General features: G+C 50.3%; 1 rRNA gene. It reads left to right on the top strand.

What is annotated here, in order from left to right:
• Positions 1-789 (top strand): 23S ribosomal RNA (locus tag AOG27_RS20885); the annotation flags it as partial.

Below are 789 nucleotides of genomic sequence, written 5' to 3'. Positions count from 1 at the left end.
CGGAGCACGTGAAACTTTGACTGAATATAGGTGGACCATCATCTAAGGCTAAATACTCCCAACTGACCGATAGTGAACCAGTACCGTGAGGGAAAGGCGAAAAGAACCCCTGTGAGGGGAGTGAAATAGAACCTGAAACCGTGTACGTACAAGCAGTAGGAGCCCTTCGAGGGTGACTGCGTACCTTTTGTATAATGGGTCAGCGACTTATATTTTGTAGCGAGGTTAACCGATTAGGGTAGCCGTAGTGAAAGCGAGCGTTAACTGCGCGTTTAGTTGCAAGGTATAGACCCGAAACCCGGTGATCTAGCCATGGGCAGGTTGAAGGTTGAGTAACATCAACTGGAGGACCGAACCCACTAACGTTGAAAAGTTAGGGGATGACCTGTGGCTAGGAGTGAAAGGCTAATCAAACCGGGAGATAGCTGGTTCTCCCCGAAATCTATTTAGGTAGAGCCTCGGACGAATACTTACGGGGGTAGAGCACTGTTAAGGCTAGGGGGTCATCCCGACTTACCAACCCTTTGCAAACTCCGAATACCGTAAAGTACTATCCGGGAGACACACGGCGGGTGCTAACGTCCGTCGTGAAGAGGGAAACAACCCAGACCGCCAGCTAAGGTCCCAAAGTCATAGTTAAGTGGGAAACGATGTGGAAAGGCCCAGACAGCCAGGAGGTTGGCTTAGAAGCAGCCATCCTTTAAAGAAAGCGTAATAGCTCACTGGTCGAGTCGGTCTGCGCGGAAGATGTAACGGGGCTAAACTATGCACCGAAGCTGCGGATTCAAA

This window comes from Pseudoalteromonas lipolytica (assembly GCF_001306915.1).
GTDB classification, from domain to species: Bacteria; Pseudomonadota; Gammaproteobacteria; order Enterobacterales; family Alteromonadaceae; genus Pseudoalteromonas; species Pseudoalteromonas simplex.
This window is presented reverse-complemented; position numbering and strand designations above follow the sequence as displayed.